This window comes from Brevibacterium sp. LE-L, from assembly GCF_050214925.1.
In the GTDB taxonomy this organism is placed as follows: domain Bacteria; phylum Actinomycetota; class Actinomycetes; order Actinomycetales; family Brevibacteriaceae; genus Brevibacterium.
This window is the reverse complement of sequence record NZ_CP189759.1, coordinates 1,440,973-1,464,713: the sequence shown is the minus strand read 5'-3', so window position 1 is coordinate 1,464,713 and position 23,741 is coordinate 1,440,973. Positions and strand designations below refer to the sequence as shown.

The following is a 23,741-nucleotide window of genomic DNA, read 5'->3' as shown; positions in this document are numbered from 1 at the left end:
TCTACATTGCGGTCTTCAGCGAGCTCGCGCACAGTTTATCCAATCCTAGATTCACAGCGTCGACGTCCTCCTGAGTGCCCAGGAGTTCGACTCGATACATGAGGGGTACTTGACACTTTGCTGCGACCTTGTGGGCCGCGCGGCAATAGTCCTCGCCGAAGTTCGTGTTTCCGGCGCCGATGACTCCGACCAAATGGCGGCGGTTCTCTTCGACATTGAGGAATTTGATGACTTGCCTGGGAACAGCCCCGCGATTGCGACCGGCCCCGTAGGTGGGGGTGACGAGAACGAATGGCTCATCCACTCGAAGCGTCTCTTCCTTGGTCAACGTCGGCAACCGCACTGCCGGGTGCCGCAGCTTGCTGACGAAGCGGTGCGTGTACTCGGAGTTGGCAGAGAAGTAGACCAGAAGCATTTCAGGCCACGACGGAAGCGTTCTGCTCGCCGACGAGAGTGGCGATCTTGTCCGGTCGGAATCCCGACCAGTGATCGTTGTCGGTGACAACGACGGGGGCCTGCATGTAACCCATGGCCTTGACGACATCGAGGGCGTTCTCGTCGACGCTGAGATCGACCGACTTGTACTTCAGCCCTTTGGCATCGAGCGCACGGTAGGTTGCATTGCACTGGACACAAGCCGGCTTGGTGTACACGGTGATCATGACGACTCCTTCATTCTGCCTTGCGGCTCCGCGTTCTGGGTGGCGTGGCCGGCCTCTTCACCTGCCGATTCATGATGAAAATCACGAGGCGCAGGCTCAAGGGTGACCACTAGATGTTGTGTTCGGGTACGACCTTACCCCTATATCCAGTGTTACACCAGTGTGATTACGAGGTTCCACACCCTGTGACTTCACCGTCCACATTCGTCCACAGGCTGTGAACGACACCTATGTAGTTCGATGACCAGCGCGGACACTGGGAACAACGCTCGACAGCCGAATTCTCTTCCCGTTTTCCACTGCCGTTATCCACCGGTTTCCACAGGAAAAATTTTTGCCTGTGGGTGTGTCGCTGCTTCCTCGGCGATCGTCCGCACACGGTGGAGTGAGGCACCCGTCACGCAGTCGTGGAGGCCATGATCACACTGTTCTGCGCTCCTTGTTCCGCGCTTTCTCCTCAGCCTCCTCCCCTCGGTCCCCGCGACCGATTCCCAGCGGTCCCTTGTGGTCTCACCGACGGTACAGATCGGTCCTGACATGAGATCTTCGCAGGCGCCCCGTGCCGGGACGTGTGTCAGCACTGGAACGACTTCGGCTGTCTCTGTGTCAGGGCCAACCAATATGCTGGAGACCACACCGCACCGAATCGAGAGGCTCCAGGACTATGACGGCAACGGCACCGGCCAATACTCAGGAGATCGCGCACGCACAGTCGATCCTCAATGGCCTCGAGTCCTACCTCGACCATTTCGTCGTCGGCCAGCAGCGTCTGCGCGAGTCGCTGCTCATCGGACTCCTCTCCAGCGGACACCTGCTGCTCGAAAGCGTCCCGGGCCTGGCGAAGACCACCGCCGCCGCGGCATTGGCCAATGCGGTCGCCGGGAAGTTCTCCCGCATCCAATGCACTCCTGACCTGTTGCCGGCCGACATCATCGGTTCGCAGATCTACAACGCACATGAGGGCTCGTTCAACACCGTGCTCGGGCCGGTACATGCCAATATCGTCCTCCTCGACGAGATCAACAGATCCTCGGCGAAGACCCAGTCGGCGATGCTTGAGGCCATGCAGGAGAAGCAGACGACGATCGGCGGCAGACGCTTCGAACTCCCCCGTCCCTTCCTCGTCATGGCCACACAGAACCCGATCGAGCAGGAGGGCACCTACCAGCTGCCCGAAGCCCAGCTCGACCGGTTCATGATCAAGGACCTGCTCACTCACCCGAACCCCAACGAAGAGGTCGAGATCCTCTCTCGCCTCGATTCCGGCGTCTTCGACAAGGACTCGGTTCCCGAACCCGCCTGCACGCTCGACGATGTCACGACCATGCAGCGCTACGCCCGCACCATCTACATCGACCCCGCGATCACCCGATATCTCGTCGAACTCGTCCACGCCACCCGCAATACGGGCAAATACCTCGGCCGGTTCGCCCCGTTCATCGAGTACGGGGCCAGCCCGCGCGCCTCGATCGCCTTCACGAACGCCGGCCGGGCTCTGGCGATGCTCCGCGGCCGCAACTACGTCATTCCCGAAGACATCAAGGATCTTGCCCACCGCGTGCTCGCCCACCGCATCCAGCTGAACTTCGAAGCCGCCGCCGAGAACATCACGAGCGCCCAGATCGTCGATGCCCTTCTCATGGCCGTTCCCACTCCCTGATCGGCGCACGCCCATGACTGTTCTGCTCAATCGCATCAAGGCGCGGATGACCATCCACGCTCACCGGCGGACCCGACGCCTCCTCGACGGCGACTACTCCTCTGTCTTCCACGGTCACAGCCTCGACTTCGACGACCTGCGCGACTACATCCCCGGCGATGAGATCCGCGACATCGACTGGAAGGCCACGGCCCGCCACACCGAACCGCTGGTCAAACGCTATGTCGCCCACCGTCGGCACATCCTCGGCCTCGTCGTCGACACCTCCCGGAACTTCGACGCAGTGACCTCCGCCGGCACCGACAAGCGTCACCTGGCGATCCTCATGGCCGGCATGGTCGGCTACCTCGCCGTGCGGCACGGGGACGATGTCATGCTCATCCACGGCGGCGCCGACCGCACCACCGCCTCGCCCAAGAAGGGCAGCGAAGCCCACCTCGAACACCTGCTGCAGCAGATCCTCGCCGAATCCGGTACCGACTCCCCCGGGGCGATCAGCACGCAGCTGCAGTGGATCACCAGCCATATCAGTCACCGGATGCTGCTCGTCGTCATCTCCGATCAGGCACCGTTGGGTCCCGAGGAGGAAGCGACGATCCGTCGGCTGCGTGCCCAGCACGAGGTCCTGTGGATCACGGTCACCGACGCGGACCTCGCGGGCCTTCCGGCCGCCTCGGCGCCGTTCGACGTCGCCCGGCCCGATCACGGGCTGCCCACCTCGGTGATGCGGAAGCCGCAGGTGAGAGAGGAATTCGCCCTCGCCGAGGCGGCCCGCCGCCAACAGCGCAGCGACCTCCTCGCGAAGCTGGGCATCGCCCACACCGAGATCGACCACCCGAAGTCGGCCCTCGGCCGACTCCACACCCTTCTGCTGAGGCATCGCCGTGGGCCCCGCTGAACTCGTCGGACCGCTGCAGATCTCACCCGCGTGGTATGTCGCGGCGACGCTCGTGCTCCTCATCGTCCTCGGCAACTACTTCGCCCCGCTCTTCCGGCTCGCGGCCGGCGCCACGGGCGCATCCGGCCCGCGGGTCCCGATCCCCGTGCGCAGCACCTACCTCTCACGCATCGCCGCCGTCGAGACCGGGCTGAACGCGGAGCGCCCGGACGTCCGCGATGCGGCCAGGCAGCTGGCGAAGATCGTCCGCGAATTCGCTCACGACGCCTGGGGTGTCAAGGCCGAACATCTGACCTACCGGGATGCCGCAGTCGCCGGTCTCGACGACCTCGCAGCCTGCCTGCTCGGTCTCTACGAAGCGGAGTTCGCCGAGACCGAACCGGCCGACCTGGATGCACAGATCGCCGATGCCAGGAAGTTGGTGGCGCGATGGTCCTGATGTTCTGGTGGCTGGCCCTCATCCTGCTCGTTCTCGCGGTCGTCGCCGTGTACTGCTTGCGCCGCCCCAAAGCCACCGCCTCGTCGTTGGCCGTGGCACACAGCGGTCGGATGACGAGCCTGCCGAGTTTCCGGCGAGCGATGCGCACCCGCCTGACCATGACTGTCGCGTCCCTCGGCGTCATCGCCCTCACCGGTGTCTCTGCGCTGGCCGGAATCGCCCGACCGGCGTGGATCGAGACGGTCAATCCGGAGAAGAAGATGCGCGACGTCATGCTCTGCCTCGACGTGTCCGGATCCATGCTCGGCTACGACGCCGACCTGCTCGAGGCGTATCAGGAACTCGTCGACCGCTTCGACGGCGAACGCATCGGCATGACCGTCTTCAACGCCACAGCCGTCTCCGCGTTCCCACTCACCGACGACTACGACATGGTGGAGAACTTCCTCGCCGAAGCCGAGGACGGGTTCCGCACATGGGGGTCGGAAGGCACCGACTATTCGTGGTCGACCTCCCCACCGAACATCGGCGGCTCCTCGCTCATCGGCGACGGACTGGTCAGCTGCGTCGACAACTTCGACCGCAAGGACGAGGATCGTTCCCGCTCGATCATCTTCGCCACCGACAACATGCTCGCCGGCGATCCCCTGTTCGAGCTCAATGAAGCCGCCGATATCGCCGTCGAGGCCAAGGTGCGCGTCTACAGCCTGTCCCCGCCGTCGATCCTCACGACCACACAGACGAAGGAGCTGCGTTCCGTGTCCGATCGCACCGGCGGCAAGCAGTTCGACATGGGGTCGGCGTCGACCATCGACCGCATCGTCGAGGAGATCCAGAGCCAGGAGGCCGAGAACACTCCCGGCCGTTCGTACACGGTCGTCCATGACATGCCGGCGATCCCGCTCGGTCTCGCGGTCTTCGGCCTCGCCGGAGTCTTCGTGCTCGCGTGGAGGACTCGCTCATGATCTTCGATCCCGTGTTCTCCTGGTTCGGGTGGGGCTTCATCGTCCTCGCCCTCCTCACCGTGTGCCTCATCCCCGCCATCCGCGGCGATGGCCCACGGTGGAAGTGGTTCGCCCGCATGGGCATCGTTGCGGTCCTCGCCGTCGCTCTGGCCCGCCCGGGCATCCCGATCAAATCGTCGACCGAGGAATACGAGGCGCGGGCCGACGTCTACTTCGTCGTCGACACGACGACGTCGATGGCCGCCGAAGACTTCGCCGGAGACGGGACCCGCCTGTCAGGGGTGAAGAAGGACATGCTCGCCCTGGCCGATCAGTTCCCCGGCACCCGGCTGTCCATCATCACCTTCGCCTCGACCGCAGCGACCGTGATGCCGCTGACGACCGACCATGCGGCGTTCGCCTCCGCCGTCGATGTCCTCACCCCGGAGGCCTCTCTGAACTCGAAGGGCTCATCCATCACCGAGGCGGGTGAGGAACTCGAGAAGCGGATAAGCGCGAACGACGAGGACCGTCCCGAGAACAAGAACGTCGTGTTCTACTTCGGCGACGGCGAACAGACGACCACGCAGAGCCCCGACTCCTGGTCATCATTCGCCTCCCGCATCGACAGCGGAGCCGTCTTCGGCTACGGCACCTCAGCCGGTGGGAAGATGCGCGAATCCCAACCCTTCGGCTACGGATCGGGCATCGGCGAGCCCGGTGGCACCGATGACGAACCCGGCCTCGGCAGTGACGACGACTCCCCAGACGAAGGTGGGGCCGGCGATTACGTGCGCGACCGCAACGGCAACCCCGGCATCTCGAAGATCGATGAGTCGAACCTCAAGCGCATCGCCTCTGACCTCGGCGTCGACTACCACCACCGGGACGGCAAGGGGGCGATCTCCAGCATCTACACGGCCCCGAAGTACGACCAGGCGCTGGTGAAGAAGGACGGCCGCGTCACCGTCGACGAATACTTCTGGATCCCCCTCATCCTCGTGTTCGCCTGGATCGCCGTGGAGTTCGTCTTCGGCTTCCGCGAATATCTCCGGCTCAAAGCGATCACTCCACGCCGGCCTCGCCGAGGCGGCCCGCCCGGTCCCGGAGGCGTGCCCCACCAGCCCGGCCCAGGACAGTCAGGAGCCCCGCGATGAACCGCTTGGTGACCCTGTGGTCGCGGTTGCGCCGGATCACGAAGATCAACCTCATCCTCGGCACCGTCTTCGCCCTGGTCTTCGGCTATGTCGCGATGGCCACGTACTTCGGCTCCGCCTCCCAGGTCCGCTACACCTCGAATGACTTCCCCGGGGCGAAGAAGGCCGCGACCGCGTTCCTGCGCGTCAGCCCGATCCAACGCCACATCGGCTACTACAACCGAGGCACCGCCGAGGCGGCCGTCGGCGACTTCGACGCGGCGCAGACCGACCTCGAGTCCGCCCTGGAGATCGCTCCGACCTCCGCCGAATGCGCCGTGCGGATCAACCTTTCCTACGTCTACGAGAAGCAGGCCGATCAGATCGCCTCGCAGGACCCCGACCAATCACAGGAGCTCTACGACCGGTCGCTGAAGACGCTCGAGGAGGCCCCTGAGGAATGCCAGCCGGACAAGAGCGAAGAGAAGCAGAAGAACAAGCAGGCCAAGGAACGCGTCGAGGACAAGAAGAAGAGCGAAAAGGCCAAGGAAGACGGCACCGAAGACGATTCGCAGGACCAGGACTCACAGGACGAGGACTCGAAAGACAAACCCGAGGATGGCTCCTCATCCGAGGACGACGATGAACAGGACGAGAAGGAGCCCGACGACTCCGAAGGCAGATCAGAGCGCGAGAAGAAGCGAGAGGAGCTGGAGAAGCGCGGTGAGGATTCCGACCGCCAGCAGCGCCAGCAGGGCCCCGGAGGCAACGGCGGACGCTCGACACCGGAAAAGCCGTGGTGAGTCGCGACCTCGTCACACCGGTTCGTCGCTGACCGGCGAGGACCGTTCGCTTCGCCGGCCGACGTCTGTGACATCATGAATCCATGAACGCCGCAGACTCGACCCTCACCGCTTCATCGACACCTCGCCTCCGGGCCGTGCTGGAGACCTTCCCGCCCTATATCCCAGGCAAGCCTCCCCGCGAAGTCAGCGGGTTGCAGCCGTTCAAACTCTCGTCCAACGAGAACTTCCTCGCTCCGCTGCCCGAGGTCCTCGACGCCATGGTCTCCCACGCGAAGGACCCCGCTCACTACCCCGACGATGCGGCGGTGGCACTGCGTGAGGGCCTGGCCGATCGCCTCGGCGTAGGACTCGACGAACTCGTCGTCACCACCGGTGCCTCCGAACTCCTCGTCGCCCTGACCCAGATCACGTCGGATGCGAACACCGAGGCGATCTATCCGTGGCCGTCGTTCGAGATGTACCCGCAGACGACCGGGCTCGCCGGTTCGGTCCGCCGCGAAGTGCCGCTGAGCGCCGACGGCCGCCACGACCTCGACGCGATGGCCGAAGCGATCACCGATCGCACCGGCCTCATCATCCTCTGCTCACCGAACAACCCGACGGGTCCGGTGCTGCGCGATGCCGAAGTCCGCGCGTTCCTCGATCGGGTGCCCGCACATGTCCTCGTCGCCCTCGACGAAGCCTATTGGGAGTTCGCCACCGTCCCCGACCGGGTGCGCGGCCTCGGCCTCGTCAGGGACTATCCGAACCTCGTGCTGCTGCGCACCTTCTCCAAGGCCCATGGTCTGGCGGGGCTGCGCGTCGGCTACGCCGTGGCACACCCGCCGGTCATCGAGGGTCTGCGCAAAGCCGTCATCCCCTTCGGCGTGACCGACATGAGTCAGGCCGGCGCCCTCGAATCGCTGCGCCACTGGGACGCCGTGCTCGACCGAGCGGCGCAGATCGCCGATACTCGCGACGCCTTCGCCGACGCCCTGCGCGAGCAGGGGTGGGAGGTGCCCGAAGCGCAGGCGAATTATGTGTGGCTGCCGCTGGGCGAGAAGTCCGCGGCCTTCGAAGACGCCTGCGTCGAACAGGCCGTGGCGGTGCGCAACCTCGACGCCGGCGTGCGCATCAGCATCGGCGAAGACGAAGCGCTGGCCCGCGTTCTCGAGATCGCCGAGAGATTCCGCGCCGAACACTTCGCTGAGGTTCGCTCAGAGTCTGCTGAGGTTGGCCCAGAGTCTGTGTAGCCGACCACCGTGCGCACCGGTTCGAGCCGTGGCAGCAGCGGTTGTCAGAGTTCGGCGAGTTCAAGCGCGATCGATACCGCCTGGACGGTCTCGGCGCGGGAGAGGTCGCGACCCAGCAGCTTCTCGACCTTCGCCATCCGAGCCCGAACCGTGTGCCGGTGGATTCCGAGTTCTGAGGCAACGGCCTCCTTCGCCCCGGCCGCAGCGATATAGGCCCGCAGCGTCTCCAGCAGCTCCTGCCCGCCCCGCGCCCGGATGAGTTCACCGAGCACCCGATCGACGAAACGGTCCGCGGCTTCTTCATCGACCGCCGACAGCAGTGCCTTGACTTCGGAGGCCTCGGCTTCGTGCTGAGTCCTCCACAGCATCCATGCGTGGTGGATCTGCCCCACAGGGATCCGTTTCTCTGCCAGAGGTTCGAGCCCGGCCACCTCGGCGGCCTTCGTCACGAGGTCGCTGAGCCCCAGGTCTCCGGCACCCGCGACCCCGAGGAGGGAACCCGCGCGGGCGAGCAGGGAGGCACCGACGATATCGGCGATGAGATGCTCAGCCGTGTCACCGCGAACCCCGCCGAAGAACCTCACGTCCAGCGTCGCCACCGGCGCCGCGCCCGTGACTCGCGTCCATTCGGCGCGCTTCTCCTCGGCACTCAACTCCGACTCGAACAGCCGTGAGTACCCGGTGAGGACCGGCAAGTCGCTCAACGTCATCGCCAACAGAGCAGCGGCGGTCGACAGCAGCAGGGCACGTGTTTTCGGAGAACCGGCCGACTCGGCGGGGGTGAGGATCCATCCGAGAGGATGATCGCTGCCCACGGGCACGGCCTCGATGATCCGCGAACCGGTGCGGATCAGACGAGGACTCAGCGTCGGAGTGAGGTACTCCTCGATGAGCGCCGCACGCACATCGTCTTCCGCATCCTCACCGGTCAGAGCCCTGCCCGTCGGCGAGACGAAACGCACCTCAGCGTCCAGGGTCTCGGCCAGGTCGGTCACCAGCGCGGCAGGACCCTGATGCGCCAGGGCATTGGCGAACCGACGGGCGGCGCTGCTCGCTCGGGTCAGCTCCCGGTTGGTCTCGGCTTCGCGCATACGGGTGAAGGCGTCGACGACGGCGACGAAGGGCACCGGCTCGGGCACGCCGAAGACGGCCAGCCCGACCGCCTCGGCGTGGGCGATGAGCGAGCCCGGCACCTCCTGCCACGGCAGATCGGAGCCGAGCCCGATGCCCAAGGCGTGCACCCCGATGGTCTTGAGCCGACGCACATAGTCCCCGACCGTGTCCGCCCCGAGATCCTGACCGACGCCGATCGTCAGCAGAACCTCTCCCCCGGCCAGCCATTCATCGACTTCGGGAAGCTCCGAGGAGTGAACGATCGTGACGTCCTGCACGGCAGCGGTCGGCGAATCGACGATGACGTCGAGGGCGAGTTCACTGCGCGACCACAGCTGTTCCAAGGTGACCATGCCTCCGATTCTATCCGCATTGGACAGCACCGATTTCAAACGCTCCGCCATGGATATCGGTGTTGCCTGGGCCACGTCCTAGGCTGAGGACAATGCATCCGACCCGCCCGGGTCGAATCCGCCCCACGACGAAGGAGAAGCCAGTGACGTCTCAACCGCTCGGCCCCGCCGACTACAGCAAGACACCCCGGTACGCCGGTCCCCCGACCTTCGGACTGCTGCCGCGCATCGACGAGGTCGAAGCGGCGCGCCCGGGCGAGAAGATCGACGTCAAGGTCATCGGCATCCCCTTCGACGCCGGTGTCAGCTACCGTCCCGGTGCCCGCTTCGGCCCCGCCCACATCCGTCAGTCCTCGAAGCTGCTGCGTCCCTACAACCAGGCCACGAACGTTCATCCCTTCACCTGGCAGCAGGTCGCCGACTGCGGTGACCTCGGCGTCAACCCCTTCGACATCGAAGAGGCCATCACCACGGTCGAGGCCAATGCCGACCAGATGCGCGCCGACGGAGCCAAACTGCTCACCCTCGGCGGTGACCACACCCTGGCCCTGCCCAATCTGCGCTCCCTGCACAAGACGCACGGGAAGATCGCCGTCCTCCACTTCGATGCCCACCTCGACACCTGGGACACGTACTTCGGTGCCCCCTATACGCACGGCACCCCATTCCGTCGTGCCAGCGAAGAGGGCCTGCTCGACCTCGAGTCCTGCATGCACATCGGCATCCGCGGACCCCTCTACGGGAAGAAGGACCTCGAGGACGACGAAGTGCTCGGCTTCCAGATCATCCGCAGCGACGAGTACCAGTTCACCTCCGTCCAGGACGTCGTCGCTCGGATGCGCAAGCGCCTCGGCGACGCCCCCGTCTACCTCTCCGTCGACATCGACGTCCTCGATCCGGCCGCCGCACCGGGCACCGGCACCCCCGAGGCCGGAGGCATGACGAGCCGGGAGCTGCTCAACTCGATCCGCGGACTCCAGGGACTCAACGTCGTCGGCGCCGAGGTCGTCGAAGTCGCTCCCGCCTACGATCATGCCGAGATCACGGGCCTGGCCGCCGCCCACGTCGGCTATGAAGTGCTGTCGCTGTGGGCGGCAGAGAACAACGGCCTCGCCGAGCCTACGGGCCCGGCCGGCGAAGCGCTCGGACAGTGACGATGGACCAGGGGCAGAACTTCCGCAACGGCGGTCGCGCAGTGGTCGCGACACTGGCCGCCCATGGTGTCGATACGATCTTCGGCATCCCCGGCACCCACAATCTCGAGTTCTACCGGCACCTGCCGGAGTTCGGGATCCGCGCCGTGACACCCCGCCACGAGCAGGGAGCCGGCTACGGTGCCGACGGGTACTTCCTCGTCTCGGGCAAACCCGGGGTCATCATCACGACCTCGGGTCCTGGCCTGACGAACGTCGTCACGGCGGCGGCGACCGCCTACGCCGAATCCCGCCCGATGCTCATCCTCTCCCCCGGTGTGCCCACCGGGTTCGAACGCGCCGATGTCGGGATGCTCCATGAGACGAAAGACTCGTCGGGGGCGCTCAACCGCCTGCTCGTGTCCTCCCAACGCACCCGCACGGCCGAGGGCGCAGCGCAGGCCGTCGCCGAGGCGTTCGCGATGTTCGACTCCGCCCGGCCCGGTCCCGTCCACATCGAGGTTCCCCTCGATGTGCTCGAGGGCGCGTGGAACGGCCACGTGCCGGTGCCCTTCTCCGGTCACCGTCCTGGACTCGATGAGCATGTCGTCGCCCGCGCCGCCGAGGCGATCCGTGCCTCCCAGCGTCCGCTCGTCATCGCCGGTGGCGGAGCCAGGCGCGCCCACGCTCAGGTGCGTGCCTTCGTCGAAGCCCTCGACGCTCCGGTGGCGACGACGGCCAACGGCAAGGGCATCCTGCCGGAGGAGCATCCGCTCTCACTCGGGTCGAACGTCCGCTTCCCCAGTGTGCAGGCCGAATCCGCTGCCGCCGATGTCCTCATTGTGTTCGGCTCGGAATTGGCCGACTCCGACCTGTGGGGCGGAGCCATCGGCGCTCAGACCACGATCGGCGTCCGTGATGAAGCGGCTGATCAGACCGTCATCCGCTGCGATATCGACCCCGACCAGCTCAACAAGAACCTGCCCGGAGACATCCTCGCCTGCGCGGATGCCTCGGAGTTCCTCACCGCGCTCCTGACCGCGCTCGGACACGGGGAGGCTGCGGCCACCTCGGCGAGGGAATCCGGCGCCGACCGAGTCTCCCGGATCCGGGAGAGCTGGGGTGCCGATTTCGACTTCGCCTCGATCGGGGCTCGGGTCACCCGCCTCGTCGAGGAGGGTGCGGGTCCGGGCGTCGTCATCGCCGGCGACTCCTCGCAGGTCACCTATGACGGGACGGTGCACGCGCTGACCGCGCGCACCCCTGACCAGCTGCTCTACATGCCGGGATTCGCCACCCTCGGGTACGGGATCCCTGCCGCGATCGGCGCAAAACTCGCCGATCGCACGCGTCCGGTCACCTGCATCCTCGGCGATGGCGCGGCGATGTTCTCGATCCAGGAGTTCATGACCGCGGCCGAGCTGGGCCTGGGCATCCCCTTCGTCATCGTCGACAACGGCGGGTACGCGGAGATCGAGGGACAGATGGTCGAGCGGGACATGGAACCGTTCGCCGTCCGCCTCGCCCGCCCCGACTTCGCCAAGCTCGGCGAATCCATGGGCGGAGCCGGAGTGAAGCTGGCTGAATCGGTCATCGACGAACAGCTTCCGACCGCCGTCGCCGAGGCGATCGAGCGCGATCTGCCCACCGTCATCCACATCACCGTCGGCTGCTGAGCCGGCCACCATCGAAGGAGTCACAGTGGACTCATTGGTCGTCATCATCTATCTCGCCGCCATGGTGGGGTTCGGCGTCTGGGGTCGTTTCAAGGCGAAGAACCAGGACGATTTCCTCGTCGCCGGCCGTCGCCTCGGCGGTTGGCTGTACACGGGAACCATGTCCGCGGTCGTCCTCGGCGGCGCCTCGACGATCGGCGGCGTGGGCCTGGGCTACACGTCCGGACTGTCGGGAATGTGGCTGGTCTTCAGCATCGGACTGGGCATCATCGTCCTCTCCCTGCTGTTCGCGCCACGGATTCAGAAGCTGGAGATCTACACGGTCTCCCAGATGCTCGAACTGCGGTACGGGAAGGGTTCGCGACTGGTCTCCGGCGCGATCATGACCGCCTATGGGCTGATGATTTCGACGACGTCGACGGTCGCCTATGCGACGGTCTTCCACGCCCTGTTCGACCTCAACAAGTTCTGGTCGGTGCTCATCGGCGGCGGCATCGTCATCCTCTACTCGATGCTCGGCGGCATGTGGTCGATCACCTTGACCGACTTCGTCCAGTTCTTCATCCAGACCATCGGCATCTTCCTCATCATGCTGCCGATCGTGCTGAGCAGGTCGGGCGGAATCGGTGAGCTGTTCTCCAGTCTGCCCGCCTCGCACACCTCACCGGTGGGCATCGGTTGGCAGGCGATCATCGGCTACATCCTCATCTACACCCTCGGTCTGCTCATCGGACAGGACATCTGGCAGCGCGTGTTCACCGCACGCAGCCCGGGTGTGGCCCGGTGGGGTGGATTCTCCGCCGGCGTCTACTGCCTGCTCTACGCTCTGGCCGGGGCGCTGGTCGGCATGGCGGCAACGAAGATCGTGCCCGGCATCGAGGTTCAGGACGATGTCTTCGTCGCCGTCGTCGATGCCGCGATGTCGCCGCTGATGGGCGGGTTCGTCCTCGCCGCGGCACTGGCGGCGATGATGTCGACGGCATCGGGCTCCCTCATGGCCGCCTCCACCGTGTGCCGTCAGGACATCGTCGAACCGCTGCTGGCCAAGCGGGACGTCGATCCCGATTCGGGGATCGCGAAGACCCTCGTGCGCGAGACCGGGGACGAGATCCGCGATTCGCGCTTCTACCTCATCGGCCTCGGCGTCGTCACCCTCGTGCTCGCGATGATCATGCCCAGCGTCGTCGAAGCGCTGACGGTGGCCTACAACCTGCTGGTGGCGGGCCTGTTCATCCCGATCCTCGGCGGGCTCGTGTTCAAGCGCGGCACGATCGTCGGAGTGATGGCGGGCATGATCCTCGGTGCGCTGACCACGATCGTCATCATGATCACGATGGGCATCTACGCCAACGAGGCGATCTACCTCGGGCTCATCGCCTCGCTCATCGGCTACCTCGTCGGCTCGTTCGCCTCGAAGCCGACTTCGCCGGAGATCATGACGGCATGGAGGGAGCGCATCAACCGCTGAGGGCGCTCGCGCCCCGGGCGCCCTCGGCGCCCCAAGCGCCCCAGGGGCCCAAGGGGTCCCAGCGCCGAGACACGCACGCAGCGCCGAAAAACGCCGGTGTGCATGTGTGTCTCGGCGCTCCGTGCGTTTTTCGACGTCGCGGTGCCGGCGGACTTGGACGACCAGCCGGTTGTCGCCTATATTCGAGAAGTCAGGCCGGTTTCACCGTCGGATCCGGTTGATGCCGACAGCCGGTGCTCGAAAAAGGAGCACGAAGCCGCGAAGAACCGCGTGTGAGACATACATGGATCGTTCTTCCATATCTCATCCGCGAAAGGTCTTCCATGGCTCATACCTCGGCGCATGTCGCCACCACTCTCACTCAGCACATCGATGAGGTCTTCGGACTCATGGGCAACGGCAATGCCTATTTCCTCGATGCCCTCCTCACCTCCACCTCGGCGCATTACACCGCTGTCCGCCACGAGGCCGGCGCGGTCGTCGCCGCCGATGCGCATTTCCGCACCTCCGGTCGGATAGCGGCGGCCACGACGACCTACGGCGCCGGGTTCACGAACACGCTCACGGCCCTGGCCGAGGCGGCGCAGGCGAAGGTGCCGCTCGTCCTCGTCGTCGGTGATGAGCCGACCTCCGGGCCGCGCCCATGGGACGTCGACCAGGTCGCCATGGCCTCAGCGGTGGGTGTGCGCACCTACACCGTCGGCCGAGTCGATGCTGCGGCGGCGACCGTCACCGCGATCGAGCATGCTCTGACCTACCGGGTTCCCGTCGTCCTCGCGATCCCCTATGACGTGGCGACTCTCGACATCGGCGATATCCCCTCGGTCCCCGGGCCCGGTCGGGCTGCCGCCCTGGCGCCGACGAGCGAGTTCGCGCAGCTGTCCCTCGATCGTCTTGCCGCCGAACTCGCCGAGGCGAAACGCCCGGTCCTCCTCGCCGGTAGAGGCGCCTGGTTGGCTGGGGCTGAAGACGCACTCGGTGCGCTGGCCGCTGCCACGGGGGCACTGACGACGACCACGGCCTTGGGGCGCAACCTGTTCCCGGATGCCGAGTTCGACCTCGGCGTGGCTGGAGGATTCGGTGCCCCGGCGGCGATGGAGAGAATCCGCGAGGCCGATGTCGCCGTGGTCTTCGGAGCCTCACTCAACCAGTTCACCATGCGCTTCGGTGAGCTGTTCGCCCCGTCCACCGCCGTGTGGCAGATCGACACGGACGATCGTGCGACGAATTCCCGCGTCAGCGGTTTCATCCGCAGCGATGCGAAGCTGGCCGCAGCTGAACTCGTGTCGCGAGTGGAGGCCCGCGGTGCCGTCGCTGCGGGGTGGAGGACGGAGGTCGACACGACCGCTGACCGCGTCTACGACGCCGGCACGGAATTCGCCGAGGATGGTCGGCTCGATCCTCGCGCCGCCGCCGCTCGTTTGGGAGAGCTGCTGCCCGAGGACCGGGTCATCGTCTCCGACGGTGGTCATTTCCTCGGCTGGGCGAACATGTTCTGGGAGCCCAGCGCGCCCGATCGTCTGGCCATGGTCGGGACCGCATTCCAATCGATCGGCTTAGGCTGGCACAGCGTCGCCGGTGCCGCCCGCGCGAACCCGGAGTCGACGGTCGTGCTGGCCACCGGCGATGGCGGTGGCGCCATGGCCCTGTCGGATCTCGATACGGCGGTTCGCTCAGCGGGAGGCCGCGGACTGGCTGTGGTCTTCAACGATGCCGCCTATGGTGCCGAGGTCAACCTCTATGGGCTCAAGGGGCTCGAGAAGTCCCCGATGCTCATCGACGAGATCGATTTTGCGGCACTGGCGACAGCCGCTGGTGGCCACGGCGTCGAGGTTCGGTCGCTGGCCGATCTCGACGTCATCGACGATTGGAAGACGGCCCCGGTCGAAGAGAGGAAGTTCCTCGTCCTCGACCTGCGGATCTCCGGAGCCGTCATCGCTCCCTATCAGGAAGAGGTCATCCGCGTGAACTCGTGAGCTCGGCTCGAGCTTCCGGCAGACCCCCATGTGACGGTCCGCCACAGCTTCTCCAGCGGGCCTTGGCCGAAGCGACGCAGCCACAGGCTTGAGATCACGACCTGCAGAGCGAGGATTCCCAGGCAGACGACCAGGCCTGCAACATAGCCTCCTTGGGAGTCGAAGCGGCTCAGCTCGGGCAGGAACGTGCGGACGGCGATGATGAGGATTGTGGCTCCGACATAGTTGCTCAGTGCCATCCGACCCAGCGGGGAGAGCACTCGGTGCAGCACCACCTCGGCGGGGGTCCGCAGGAGCAGCAGGACGACGACGATATAGGTCAGTGCCATGGCGATCCCCAGGCCAGCGTTGATCCACTGGTTGGCCTGACGGGTCACGTAGTCCGTGACCGCGAACCCGATGATCGAGATGACCACTGCACCGGCTCCCACGAGAGCCAGGCGGCCGGGGTGGCGGAGGACCGAGTGGAGGAATCCGCTCCAGCCGATCGCGAAGCCGAGGAGGAAGAGCCCGGGGATCAGTGCGGGACCTCCCCCGGTGAAGATGCCGACGGCCAAGAGAATGCCGCCGAGGGCCGAGGTGATCGGTGCGAGCAGTCGGACGGGAATCCACGTCGAGGGCAGGAGGACGACGATTCCGGCGAGGGCGTAGGGCAGCAGGGCCTCCCCCGGCTGCAGGAACTGATGGAGGAGTCCGATGACTGCGAGGAAAAGGAAACGGCGGAGCAGCGCCAGCCGAGGCCGCGGACTGCGCTCGGAGGCGGTCAGCCACATCAGCCCGAACCCGATTCCGAAGAGGAAGGAGAAGATCGGGAAGAAGCGGTTCTGCACGAAGTCCTCGTAGAACCGGTAGAAGCCCAGCGGGTCACCGTGGGCGTCGATGGCGCCCAATTGGAGCATGGGCGGCAGGTTGACCAGGAGGATGCCGCAGAGGGCGAAGCCGCGGATGACGTCGAGGGCGACGATTCGGCGGCGGGTTGCCGGGCGGGCTGATTGTGTCAGTTGTGTGTTCATGACATCCATCGTCGGTGTTCGGCGGTGTCTGTGGCATCGGCCGTGGGGCCGAAAGTCAGCCTCAGGGGTCAGCCATTCGGCCGATTCATCACTCCCGATTCCCACATCCGTGCCGCGATCTCGACCCGGTTGCGCGCCTCGAGGCGATTCTGGATGCTGCCGAGGTGGGTCTTGACGGTGCCGAGCGAGATATAGAGTTCTTGACAGATCTCCTGATTGGTCCGCCCGTCGGCGACGAGCTTCGCCACTTCGATCTCGCGCCCGCTCAGTCTCTCGACGGCATGGGTCTGTCGGGTCGGAGTCGAGCGGCGCCGCTTGAGCAGGTCGAGGGTGAGCGAAGGAGAGATGAGCGCGTCGCCGTTCGCCGCAGCCCTGACGCCGGCGATGAGGAGGTCGGCGCCGGCGTCCTTGAGCAGGAATCCGCTGGCGCCTCCGTCCAATGCGGCATCGACGTAGTCATCATCATCGAACGTGGTGACCATGATGACCTTCGAGTACGGAGTGATCTTCGGCAGGGCCGCGAGCCCATCGAGTCGCGGCATGCGGATGTCGAGGAGGACGACATCGGGCGTCTCGCGTCGGGCGAGGTCGATCGCCTCGGCACCATCGGCGGCCTGCCCGATCACGCTGATCGTCTCCTCGGCGTCGAGGATGAGGGAGAACCCCATCCGCACCATCTCCTGGTCATCGACCACAGCGACTGTGATCATCCATCGTCTCCCTTCGTCGTCAGCGGCAGCCGGGTGCGGACCATCCATCCGCCCTCGTGGACTCCGGCATCGATCGACCCGCCGAGGTGGCTCACCCGTGTGCGCAGACTGCTCAGTCCCGTGCCGCTGCCGGCACCGATTCCGCCGGAGCCCGGACCGTTGGCCACGGTCATCTGCAGTGTCTTCGGCGCCTCGTCGCTCATCGTGAGGCTCACGGCCACCGGGGCGTCGGGGCCGGCATGTCGGCGCACATTGGTCAGGGATTCGACGAGCACACGGTCGAGCACCGGCCAGACAGCCTCGTCGTCGATCTCACCGGTATCGATCGAAATCTGTGCTCGTTGCCCGTAAGCCTCGACGCGGTCGCGCAGCGCCTGCGGCCCCTCGGCGATCGGAGTCCGCGATGCCGCCTCGGTGCGCGTTTCGGAGACGAGCCGTCGGATCTCCTCGAGGGCACGGGTGCCGGAGGCCTCGATCTTCTGCAGTGCTGTGGAGGTCAGCTGCGCATTGTCGCTGCGCCCGGCGGCCTGGGCAAGAACGACGATCCCGGTCACCTCGTGGGCGATGACATCGTGGAGTTCGGTGGCGATGCGACGGCGTTCCGCCTCGGCGGCGGTGGCCTTTCGTTCGACCAGCGACCGGTCGGTGAAGCGCAGCATCAGGCCGATCGAGATCGCGACGATGATGACGGTGGTGAAGGCGAGGCCGAAGAGCAGACCATCGGGCAGCAGACTGGGGACGATGATGTTCGCGACGGCGAGGACCGCGATGAGGGCGATCGAGCCCGACCCCGACCCGAGACGACCGAGCATCGTCAAGGTGACGAGGCTCAGCCACAGCACCGTCAGGCTCATCGATGCGGCGATGGCCACGAGGCCGAGAGCGACGAACAGTCCGAAGACGGCGATTCCCAGCATGCGCGCAGACGTCCGGCCCAGTTGGATGCGGATGAGGATGGGCAGGACCGCCGCCACTGGGAGCACGGCACCTGCGATCAGCGGCCACCCAGTGCTGGTGAGCAGATCGATCCCGAATGCCAGGGGCACCGGGATCAGCCACAGCCATGCGATGAGTCGTCTCATTGGCTCCCAGTTTAGTCTGATCGGCACAGACTCAGCGGCAGCTGCTCGAAGCGTACTCGAGTTCGACGACGACTCCGTCATCGGTGGCGGAGACGTTCCTGACCGATGCTGACTGCGACAGACTGACTTCTCCGGCCTCGCGGCCATCGGCGAACATCCGAACAGCGGCGGCATCGCTCTCGGCAGAGAACGTCACCGTCGTACCGCCGATTGTGACCGAGTCCGAGAACGACCCGTCGGAGTTCTTGATCGGAGTGGCCTCGGAGGGGTAGTCGAAGGTGATGAAGCGGGTGAGGCGGTCGGCCTCCCCGTCGACGAGGCGGTGGACGAGGAGCTGGTCTTTGTTCGTGCCGGTCGCCGGAGTCGTGTCGACATAGGTGAGGTCGGCCCGATCCTGTGCGGCATAGATGAGGTAGGGCCGACCGTGGACCTCGATCGATGTGGGCTCGACACCGCAGTCATCGAGGTAGGCGGTGACCTGGGATTCGAGTTCGGCCTTGGCACGGAACTCCGCGACGACTGCGACGCCGATGACCCCGGCGATGAGGGAGCAGGTGACGACGAGAGCGATGATGGCCTTCTTCATGAGGTGTCCTTCCGGATGTCAATGGCTTTGCACCATCGATACTTCCGGAACGGGGACTCGGCGACCTCGGCCGAACGGCCGGTCATGCTCGGCCGAACGGTCAGAATCGCAGTCGACGGGATCCCCGTGGCGGTCCCTGACGCCGTCATCACCGAGACGTTTCGAGCCACCGCCTTGTTTGACGTCACCTGTCCTTGTATCAGTCCCCGTTTTTCGCCACCGGGCGACCCCAGTATGAGGCCACCTGGTTCACAAGGATGTGCTCGTCCACGGTGATCTCACCGAGAGGGCATCTGCGGGGGCGCACGCCACAGTCGAGCGGCTGGGGTAGCCAGTTCAGTGTCATCTAGTCATCTCCAACGCATCAGAGCACGGACGAGAACGAACAGCACCGCGGATACTCCGATCAGATAGAGGCAACCCAGTCCAACGTCACTCCAGGCACCCACATCTACCAACGGCATAGTCACGGCCTCCCGCAGATGGTAGATGGGAGTGAAGGGAGCCAGAGTCTGCAGCCAGTCGGGCAACCCTTCCATCGGCATCATCGCCCCGCCTGCAAACCCGAGAGGGATGACGAGGAGGACCGCCAACATCGAAACTCCTGCCATTGACGGCACGAGTATGCCGATGAGGACCCCGAGGAAGAAGAACATCAGATAGCCCAGGACGATGGGGACCAGAGCAGCCGGGGCAGTGGCCAGCGGAGTCATGCCCAACCACGGTGTCGAGCCGATGACAATGAGTAACAGAGCCTGGGCCACTGCGAACATGACTCCCACAATGCCTTGAGCCAGCAGAATCGTCCCTGTAGAAATGGGGAAGGCCCGCAACAGACGCAGCATCCCATTCTCCCGCCACAGCGCTAGGTGCGAGGCCCCGGCGAAAATTCCCACGAAAGCAGTGCCGAAGGCGACAACGTTCGAGCTTACTTCGTTGACCGAATCCCCTCCGGATGCCGATGGCATATCCCCGAAAGAGAGTACCAATGCGATCAGCAGTGCAACGGGTACGAGGAACGTGAAGATGAGCGTGGGTGCGTCACGGAGATCGCAGACCAGCATCATCCTTGACATTGCACGGAAGCGGTTCATGCGACATAGTCCTTTCCGGTCAGCTGAAGGTAGACATCTTCCAGACGGCCGTTGTGCACCTGGGCTGAGCTCGTGTTGATACCGGCCTCGGCCAATGAGGCGAAAGCAGTGGCGGTATCCGGGGTGCGGACCTCTACCCCGTCTCCGGTGACCCGAGCTGCGTCAATGCCCGGGAGCCCCTTGACAGCATCGGTTTGGTGTAGCGCGGCAGGCAGCAAAATTGTTGCTCCCAGATTTGCTTCGGCGATGAGTCGGGAAGGGCTGGCGGTGCGCAGTATTCTCCCGTCATCGACGATCGAAACCGTGTCGCAGAGTCTTTCAGCCTCGTCGAGATAATGGGTGGTGTAGAGGGTAGTCATGTCGAGGACATCGGACGATTGGAGAAGGTGGACGAGGTTCTGCCGAGCGGCCGGGTCCAAACCTGCAGTGGGTTCATCGAGAAAGACGATGTCTGGCTGATGGACGATTGCGGAGGCGACGGCAAGCCGTTGGCTCTCTCCGCCCGAGAGGTCCTCCACCTTGGTCTTCGCTGCCGAACCGAGGCCAAGGGCGTCGATGAGGGCTTCGACTGACGTGCGGGGAGCACCGTAGATGTCGGCCACAGCCTGCAAATGCTCCTGCAACCGGGACTTCGGGAAGAATGCGGTCTTCTGCGGCTGGACTCCGATCCGGGCCAGCAACTCTGGGCGGCGCGGGTGTGGGCTCTGCCCGAGGAGGGAGACACTCCCGGAGGTAGGCTGACGGAAGCCGAGAACAGTGTCGAACAGTGTGGTCTTGCCGGCACCGTTGGGACCGATGATGCCGTGGAAGCTCCCCTCCTCAACGCTCAGGTTGAGCTCTTTCAGGATCTTCTTATGCTTGATCGTCACGTCGAGGTTCGCGACGCGAATCGCCAGCGATTCTGACATATTCTTCGATAGTCCTTTCTTTCAAGCGGACCTGTGTGCGGGGCGGCTGTCCGCCCCGCACACAGGATGACCAGCGCACTGATCGCTACACGCGGTAGCCCAAGACGATGTCGAGGTGCAGCATGAGAAGCATGAGGACGAGCTCGATGACGAGCACGTCGACCCGAAGGCCATCTCCGAACAGTCCGTCACATGTCCAGGATACCGAGAGCCCTGCAACAAACGTACCAACCGCAGTGCTCCACGGCTGTCCATCGGTCAGCTGCAATGCCCAGCAGCATAGAGACCCGATTGACGCATCCATCAGAAACTGCCTGGCAACCGTGATCCGCTCACACAAGGGAAAGGCCCCGGATTCTCAAGGAACCCAGGGCCTGTAGCGTGGAGATGGCGGGAATCGAACCCGCGTCCGTCGGCAGATTGTCAGGACTTCTCCGGGCGCAGTTCGTGAAATAGTTTCTTAGGTTCTGGCCCTGGCACGAACACATGGACCAACGAACGGAGTTGAGTAAGAGTCCCTCAGATACCCTCAACGAATATCTGAAGCAGTGGCTTCCTAAGCGACGCCAGGATCTAGAGCGGAAGCAACTCTAGGCTGACGGATTCGCAGCTCGGCCTTATCAGGCAGCGAGGGCGAAATCGGTGCGGTTGTTAGACTTAGCACCTATTGTTTTGCAGAGGACATTAACGAGATGACTCTGCATTCTCGGCCCGCTTCTCCCGACGCAGTGTCCAACGTCGAAACCGATCATCCCCATATTCTGTTACCAAACCTGACCAGCTCATTCTCCCGCCGGGGCGGTCGCTGGCGTTGGTCAGGAACACCAGCTTACTCGTACAACACACACCGGGCCAATTGCATTCCCGAGCTTCACCGACCAACGGCAGGGCCGCCTCGGTGATGGGATCGGTGGAGATGGCGGGAATCGAACCCGCCGGCTCAATCCCGCTCAGTCTTTACAGGAACTGCTTGGCTTTCATCGCACGCTCGGCTTCGCGCTTGTCCTGGGCCTCGCGCAGAGCCTGACGCTTGTCCCACTCGCGCTTGCCCTTGGCCAGAGCGATTTCGACCTTGACCCGTGACCCGTCGAAGTAGAGCTCGAGCGGAACCAGGGTGCGACCGGATTCCTTGACCTTCTGCGAGAGCTTGAGGATCTCCTCACGGTGGAGCAGCAGCTTCCGGCGGCGCCTCGCCGAATGGTTCGTCCACGTCCCGTTGGTGTACTCGGGAATGTAGACACCTTCGAGCCAGGCCTCATTCTGGAAGATGAGCGCGAACCCGTCGGTCAGCGATGCCCGGCCTTCGCGCAGCGACTTCACCTCGGTGCCGGTGAGCACGAGACCGGCCTCCCACGTGTGTTCGATGTGATAGTCGTGGCGTGCCTTGCGGTTCCTCGCAATGACTTTCTTGCCTGTCTCCTTCGGCATGACCGGCCTCCTCTCTGCTTCTGCGCCTCTGTGTGCGCATTCGCACACAGCCGTCCATTCTATCTCATCGGCAGTCGCGTCTCACACACCGAACGGCGACCGTGAAAGCCCCCTGCCCCTCCGCAATTACTACCCGACGGGCGCCCAGCAACGTGGCGCCACGTTGCTGCGCCGCCGTCGGGTAGCAGTTGGGTCAGAAGATGTAGGGTTTGGGATCGACGTAGCCGCCGTTCTTCATGATCTCGAAGTGCAGGTGGCAACCGGTCGAGGCGCCGGTCGTCCCCGAGTACGAGATGACCTGCCCCTTCTTGACCTTCTGCCCGTCGTGGACCTTGAGCTTCGTGTTGTGGTTATACGTCGACGCGATCGAATTGCCCTTGATCTTGCCGTGGGAGATGACGACGCGGTTGCCGTAGCCGCCGGTCCAGCCGGAGGTGACGACGATGCCGTCGCCGGCCGCACGGATCGGGGTCCCGCACGGCACGCCGAAGTCCATGCCGGTGTGCAGCTTCTTCGCCCCTGTGATCGGGTGGATGCGGTAGCCGAACGGAGAGGTCGTCGGGTATCCCTTGGCCGGGTTGGCCAAGACGCCGTCACCGAAGACGAATTTGCCCTTCTTCTCCTGCTCCTTCTCCCAGTCGCGGACCTTCTTCGCCAAGCGGTCCTGCTCGGCCTTCTCATCGGCCAGCTGCTTCTCGGTCTTGTCCTTGTTGTCGGAGATCGTCTTCTCCGCATCGTCCTTCGCCGAGATCAGGTCGTTGAGGCTGTCGGCCTTCTTCTTCGCATCGATCTGCGCGGCCTCTTTGGCCAGCACCGCCTCGGCGGCTTCGTCCTTGAGGTCGGAGATCTTCTCGGTCACGCCCGACAGGCGCTCCTCGTTGTTCTTGTTCAGCGCCCGCTGTTCGGAGAGCTTGTCGATCGTGCGCTGCTGGGACCGCACCGCCGAATCCACGCGACCGATTCCGCCGTCGGCGCTCGTGCCCTCCGCCATCTGCAGCAGCATCGCCAGATCCGAGGTGATGCCCGAGTTCTGGTAGGCCTGACGCCCGATCCGCGCGGCCGAGGTCTTGTGCTTGTCGATCTCCTCGGTGCCCGATCTGATCGAGTCCTTGAGGTCCTTCTGGGCGTTCTCGGCCGAGGTCAGGCGTGCCGCCATGTCCTCGTCCTTCTCGATCGCCTCGGCCAGCGCATCGTCGGCGGCCTTCGATTCCGCCTCGGCGTCGGGCAGTTTCTCCTCCGCGGCATCGCGTTCGGCGATGACCCGGGCGAGATCCTTGTCGAGACCCTCGAACTCCTGCTGGAGCTCCTTGACCCGTTCGTCGACCTGGCTCTTGTCGTCGCGCGGATCGGCCACCGCCGAGGTGACCGGTAGGACCAGCGCAAGCGCGGCCGCGGTGAGGGCGAGTCCGAGTCTGCGTCTCATC

The 23,741-nt window shown here is 64.9% G+C and carries 22 protein-coding genes and 1 other RNA gene; 11 read left to right on the top strand and 12 right to left on the bottom strand.

Annotated elements, in window-relative coordinates:
• Position 1: 1 nt before the first annotated feature.
• Positions 2-415 carry a class Ib ribonucleoside-diphosphate reductase assembly flavoprotein NrdI gene (gene nrdI, locus ACQE2J_RS06550; RefSeq protein WP_135541439.1) on the bottom strand — a complete coding sequence of 138 codons (414 nt, stop codon included), beginning with the start codon at positions 413-415 and terminating at the stop codon, positions 2-4.
• Between the two features lies 1 nt (position 416).
• Positions 417-662 (bottom strand): glutaredoxin-like protein NrdH, encoded by a 246-nt coding sequence (nrdH, locus tag ACQE2J_RS06545; RefSeq protein WP_135541441.1) that lies wholly within the window; start codon positions 660-662, stop codon positions 417-419.
• A 664-nt stretch (positions 663-1,326) separates the two neighbouring features.
• Between nrdH and ACQE2J_RS06540 the strand changes: the two genes are divergently transcribed.
• The 7 genes from ACQE2J_RS06540 (at position 1,327) to ACQE2J_RS06510 (ending at position 7,777) form a co-directional block, all read left to right on the top strand.
• Positions 1,327-2,322: an AAA family ATPase gene (locus ACQE2J_RS06540; RefSeq protein WP_135541443.1), complete on the top strand. Its 996-nt coding sequence runs from the start codon at positions 1,327-1,329 to the stop codon at positions 2,320-2,322.
• A 13-nt stretch (positions 2,323-2,335) separates the two neighbouring features.
• Positions 2,336-3,220: a DUF58 domain-containing protein gene (locus ACQE2J_RS06535; protein ID WP_425120429.1), complete on the top strand. Its 885-nt coding sequence runs from the start codon at positions 2,336-2,338 to the stop codon at positions 3,218-3,220.
• On the top strand, positions 3,207-3,659 hold the full coding sequence (locus ACQE2J_RS06530) for a hypothetical protein (RefSeq protein WP_425120430.1): 453 nt from the start codon (positions 3,207-3,209) through the stop codon (positions 3,657-3,659). Before ACQE2J_RS06535 ends, ACQE2J_RS06530 begins: the two co-directional genes overlap by 14 nt.
• Positions 3,650-4,624 carry a vWA domain-containing protein gene (locus tag ACQE2J_RS06525; RefSeq protein ID WP_425120431.1) on the top strand — a complete coding sequence of 325 codons (975 nt, stop codon included), beginning with the start codon at positions 3,650-3,652 and terminating at the stop codon, positions 4,622-4,624. Before ACQE2J_RS06530 ends, ACQE2J_RS06525 begins: the two co-directional genes overlap by 10 nt.
• Positions 4,621-5,760: a vWA domain-containing protein gene (locus ACQE2J_RS06520; RefSeq protein WP_425120432.1), complete on the top strand. Its 1,140-nt coding sequence runs from the start codon at positions 4,621-4,623 to the stop codon at positions 5,758-5,760. The genes ACQE2J_RS06525 and ACQE2J_RS06520 overlap by 4 nt, the downstream gene beginning before the upstream one ends.
• The gene (locus tag ACQE2J_RS06515; RefSeq protein WP_425120433.1) at positions 5,757-6,542 is read left to right on the top strand and encodes a tetratricopeptide repeat protein; all 786 of its coding nucleotides are present in this window, start codon (positions 5,757-5,759) and stop codon (positions 6,540-6,542) included. The genes ACQE2J_RS06520 and ACQE2J_RS06515 overlap by 4 nt, the downstream gene beginning before the upstream one ends.
• 83 nt (positions 6,543-6,625) lie before the next feature.
• Positions 6,626-7,777: a histidinol-phosphate transaminase gene (locus tag ACQE2J_RS06510; RefSeq protein WP_426937328.1), complete on the top strand. Its 1,152-nt coding sequence runs from the start codon at positions 6,626-6,628 to the stop codon at positions 7,775-7,777.
• A 44-nt stretch (positions 7,778-7,821) separates the two neighbouring features.
• On the opposite strand, the gene ACQE2J_RS06505 is transcribed toward ACQE2J_RS06510, so the two are convergent.
• A complete protein-coding gene (locus ACQE2J_RS06505; protein ID WP_426937327.1) occupies positions 7,822-9,243 on the bottom strand; it encodes a PucR family transcriptional regulator ligand-binding domain-containing protein in 1,422 nt (473 codons plus the stop codon).
• Between the two features lie 143 nt (positions 9,244-9,386).
• Between ACQE2J_RS06505 and speB the strand changes: the two genes are divergently transcribed.
• From speB to ACQE2J_RS06485, 4 genes are all read left to right on the top strand, one after another.
• On the top strand, positions 9,387-10,397 hold the full coding sequence (gene speB / locus ACQE2J_RS06500) for an agmatinase (RefSeq protein WP_426937326.1): 1,011 nt from the start codon (positions 9,387-9,389) through the stop codon (positions 10,395-10,397).
• A gap of 2 nt (positions 10,398-10,399) precedes the next feature.
• The gene (locus ACQE2J_RS06495; protein ID WP_135541555.1) at positions 10,400-12,052 is read left to right on the top strand and encodes a thiamine pyrophosphate-binding protein; all 1,653 of its coding nucleotides are present in this window, start codon (positions 10,400-10,402) and stop codon (positions 12,050-12,052) included.
• Positions 12,053-12,077: 25 nt separating this feature from the next.
• Positions 12,078-13,520 (top strand): sodium:solute symporter, encoded by a 1,443-nt coding sequence (locus ACQE2J_RS06490; RefSeq protein WP_425120436.1) that lies wholly within the window; start codon positions 12,078-12,080, stop codon positions 13,518-13,520.
• Between the two features lie 323 nt (positions 13,521-13,843).
• The gene (locus tag ACQE2J_RS06485) at positions 13,844-15,496 is read left to right on the top strand and encodes a thiamine pyrophosphate-binding protein (protein ID WP_135541463.1); all 1,653 of its coding nucleotides are present in this window, start codon (positions 13,844-13,846) and stop codon (positions 15,494-15,496) included.
• Here ACQE2J_RS06485 and ACQE2J_RS06480 read toward each other — a convergent pair.
• The 9 genes from ACQE2J_RS06480 to ACQE2J_RS06440 all read right to left on the bottom strand — a co-directional run bounded on the left by ACQE2J_RS06480 (position 15,466) and on the right by ACQE2J_RS06440 (position 23,740).
• Positions 15,466-16,509 carry a DUF418 domain-containing protein gene (locus tag ACQE2J_RS06480; RefSeq protein WP_426937325.1) on the bottom strand — a complete coding sequence of 348 codons (1,044 nt, stop codon included), beginning with the start codon at positions 16,507-16,509 and terminating at the stop codon, positions 15,466-15,468. The two genes, ACQE2J_RS06485 and ACQE2J_RS06480, sit on opposite strands and share 31 nt — an antisense overlap.
• Positions 16,510-16,577: 68 nt before the next feature.
• Positions 16,578-17,219, bottom strand: coding sequence for a response regulator transcription factor (locus ACQE2J_RS06475; protein WP_135541467.1), 642 nt, complete (start codon positions 17,217-17,219; stop codon positions 16,578-16,580).
• On the bottom strand, positions 17,216-18,301 hold the full coding sequence (locus tag ACQE2J_RS06470) for a sensor histidine kinase (protein ID WP_426937324.1): 1,086 nt from the start codon (positions 18,299-18,301) through the stop codon (positions 17,216-17,218). Before ACQE2J_RS06470 ends, ACQE2J_RS06475 begins: the two co-directional genes overlap by 4 nt.
• Positions 18,302-18,332: 31 nt before the next feature.
• The gene (locus tag ACQE2J_RS06465; RefSeq protein WP_426937323.1) at positions 18,333-18,887 is read right to left on the bottom strand and encodes a hypothetical protein; all 555 of its coding nucleotides are present in this window, start codon (positions 18,885-18,887) and stop codon (positions 18,333-18,335) included.
• A gap of 350 nt (positions 18,888-19,237) precedes the next feature.
• Positions 19,238-19,981: an ABC transporter permease gene (locus ACQE2J_RS06460; protein WP_425120443.1), complete on the bottom strand. Its 744-nt coding sequence runs from the start codon at positions 19,979-19,981 to the stop codon at positions 19,238-19,240.
• On the bottom strand, positions 19,978-20,889 hold the full coding sequence (locus ACQE2J_RS06455; protein ID WP_425120444.1) for an ABC transporter ATP-binding protein: 912 nt from the start codon (positions 20,887-20,889) through the stop codon (positions 19,978-19,980). The genes ACQE2J_RS06460 and ACQE2J_RS06455 overlap by 4 nt, the downstream gene beginning before the upstream one ends.
• A 379-nt stretch (positions 20,890-21,268) precedes the next feature.
• Positions 21,269-21,645: a transfer-messenger RNA gene (ssrA, locus tag ACQE2J_RS06450) on the bottom strand.
• A 201-nt stretch (positions 21,646-21,846) separates the two neighbouring features.
• Positions 21,847-22,317 carry an SsrA-binding protein SmpB gene (smpB, locus tag ACQE2J_RS06445; RefSeq protein ID WP_135541470.1) on the bottom strand — a complete coding sequence of 157 codons (471 nt, stop codon included), beginning with the start codon at positions 22,315-22,317 and terminating at the stop codon, positions 21,847-21,849.
• A gap of 193 nt (positions 22,318-22,510) precedes the next feature.
• Entirely contained in the window at positions 22,511-23,740 is a 1,230-nt protein-coding gene (locus tag ACQE2J_RS06440) for a peptidoglycan DD-metalloendopeptidase family protein (protein ID WP_425120446.1), read from the bottom strand.
• Position 23,741: the final 1 nt, after the last annotated feature.